Raw genomic sequence first — 2,734 nt, 5'->3', positions numbered from 1 at the left:
CGTCGGCGCCGCTCTGTTCGGCGCGATCGCCGGGCTCACCTTCCACGCCCTTTCGACCTGGCACCCGCCTCGGCCGGCGCCCCAGCGGGCCAAACCCCATGTGGTGATCGTAGGTGGTGGTTTCGGCGGAGTGGGGGCCGCGCGTGAACTGGACCGGCGGGTCGGCCGCGGGCTCAACGCTCATGTGACGCTGATCAGCGACTCGAACTTCCTGCTGTTCACCCCGCTGCTGGTCGGCGTCGCCTCGAGCACGGTGGAGGCCAGGCATGTGAGCGCCCCGGTGCGTGCCGGGCTCAACCATGCCTCCTTCCTGCACGGGCGGGTGGTCTCGATCGACACGCGGACACGTAACGCGTATGTCTCCGCCGGCAAGGAGGGGATGCTCCGCGTGCCGTACGACCAGCTGGTCCTGGCGGTTGGCGCGGTGCCGCACTTCTTCGACCTGCCGGGAGTGGGCGAGCACGCGTTCCCGATGAAGTCCGTCGAGGACGCCACAAGGCTGCGCAACCAGGTGCTGGGCGTGCTGGAGCGGGCCGATCTCGAGCCGGACCCGGCCGAGCAGTCCGGGCTGCTGACGTTCGTGGTGGCCGGCGGCGGATTCGCCGGGACGGAACTGGTGGCCGAACTGTTCGACCTGGTGCATGACGTGCTCCACTTCTATCCGCGTCTGCACGGGCTGCGGCCCAGGTTCGTGATCGTGCACGCGGGTGAGCGGCTGATGCCGGAGCTGTCGCCGATGCTCGGCCTCTACGCGCAGCGCAAGCTCGACAGACGCGGCATCGAGTTCCGCCTCGGCGCGCGCGTGAGCAAGGCCACCGCCGAGGACATCACGCTCGACTCCGGCGAGACCATCCCCACCCGCACCCTGGCCTGGACGGCGGGCAACCGGCCGAACCCGCTGGTGCAGCAGGTCATGCAGCCGCCGCTCGCCGTGGAACCCACCATGCAGGTCCCCGACGCACCCGGCCTGTGGGCACTGGGCGACTGCGCGAGGATCCCCGACCCGGCGGGCGGGGTCTACCCGCCGACAGCTCAGCACGCGATCCGCGAAGGCAAGGCGGCGGCGCGGAACATCGCCGCGGTCCTCGGCGGACGCCGTCCCGTCCCGTTCCGCTTCGGCGGGCTCGGCGTGCTGGTCTCGCTGGGGCACCGCACGGCGGCCGGCGAGATCGGCGGCCGACGGGTCTCCGGTTTCCTCGCCTGGGTCCTGTGGCGCTCGGTCTATCTGAGCAAGATGCCCAGTGTGGAGAGACGGCTGCGCGTGCTCGCCGACTGGACCCTCGACCTGGTCTTCCCCAGGGACATCGCCCTCTCGACCAAGGACGACCGTCATGCGTAACGCTGGATTCGGAGCCCTCGCCGGCCTCGCAGGAGGGCTGGTCTTCGGCGCGGTGATGGTGCAGATCGGGTTCCTGCCCACCGTCGCGGCGATCGTCAGAACCGACTCGCCCGTCGTGGGCTTTGCCGTCCACCTGCTGATCGCGGCGATCATCGGGAGCATCTTCGGCGTGCTGGTCGCGCGCCAGCGCGAGCTGCTGTTCTGGGGACTCGCGTACGGCGTGCTGTGGTGGTTCCTCGGGCCATTGACGCTGCTGCCGATCCTGCTGGGCGAGCCCGTGGCCTGGGACGTGGCGACGGCACAGGACCTGATCCCCAGCCTGCTCGGCCACCTGGCCTACAGAGCGGCCACGGCCACAGGCCTTGCCCTGCTGTCGCGCAAGGAGCGGCAGCTCAGGCCCGGTCTCCTGGTGCGCGCGTCGGCCGCCGGGCTGCTCGTCGCCCCGCTGCTCGGCCTCGGCTGGAACGGGCTGATCGTCGGTACGCTGGTCGGCGCCTCGTACGCGATGATCTTCGGCGACGCCCGCGAGGGCAGCGGCCCCGCCCTGATCCGCGGCGCCGCCTTCGGTTTCGTGTGGTGGGTGCTCGCGGCGGTGACGGTCTGGCCGCTAGTGGACGGCCGCGGGTTGGAGTGGTCGCCCGCCGCGGTACGTACCGCCGTGGCGGATCTGCCCGGCTATGTGTTGCTCGGTGCCGGTGCGGCCCTGCTGATCTGCTGGCTGGGCGGTCTGTCGCGGGCGGTGTTCTCCGATGACGTACGCCATGCCCTGGAGAGACGCCTGGTGGTCGGTGGGCGGGTGATCTCGGTCTGGCATGGTGTCATCGCCGGGCTGGCCGGCGGCGTGATCTTCACCGGCATCATGGTCGCCGTGGGATTCCTGCCGGCCGTCGCCTCCCTGGTCGGCTCGGGCTCCGCGGTCGTGGGCCTCGTCATCCACCTGCTGATTTCACAGGTCATCGGCGTCACCTACGCGGTCTTCTTCCGCCGTCGCAGCTTCGACCCGGCCTCGGGGATCGGCTGGGGTGTGTCCTACGGCTTCCTCTGGTGGGTCCTGGGCAACCTGACGCTGCTTCCCGTGCTGCTCGGTGCCGCACCCCAGTGGAGCGCCACCGCGCTGGCCGCGTCCTTCCCCTCCCTCGTCGGCCACCTCGCCTACGGCGCCGTGCTCGGCCTGGTGTACCAGCGGCTGGAGGAGCGGGTCAGCCCATGGCACCTGACCCGCAGCGAGGCGACCGCGGTCCGGGCGGCCGCGCGTCACGAGCAGACGCTGAGCGCGGCCCCCGCTCTGTGGAGCCTGATCACCTGCGTGGCCCTGCTCATCCCCATCCTGGTGTCCTAGGCAGCCGGGGCGGACAGGATCCGGAAGGCCGTGGAGCGGGTGGCGTCGCCACCCCC

Annotated in this window: 2 protein-coding genes; both read left to right on the top strand. The window is 71.2% G+C overall.

Annotation, left to right across the window (positions count from 1 at the left end):
- On the top strand, positions 1-1,339 hold a 1,339-nt coding region (locus AB0I77_RS53285; RefSeq protein WP_363290287.1), incomplete at its 5' end, for an NAD(P)/FAD-dependent oxidoreductase.
- On the top strand, positions 1,332-2,678 hold the full coding sequence (locus tag AB0I77_RS53280) for a DUF6789 family protein (protein WP_363290286.1): 1,347 nt from the start codon (positions 1,332-1,334) through the stop codon (positions 2,676-2,678). The genes AB0I77_RS53285 and AB0I77_RS53280, both read left to right, overlap by 8 nt.
- Positions 2,679-2,734: the final 56 nt, after the last annotated feature.

The organism is Streptomyces sp. NPDC050619, from assembly GCF_040654815.1.
In the GTDB taxonomy this organism is placed as follows: Bacteria; Actinomycetota; Actinomycetes; order Streptomycetales; family Streptomycetaceae; genus Streptomyces.
Note: the sequence above shows the minus strand (reverse complement) of the source record. Positions and strands in the feature narration are given on the sequence as shown.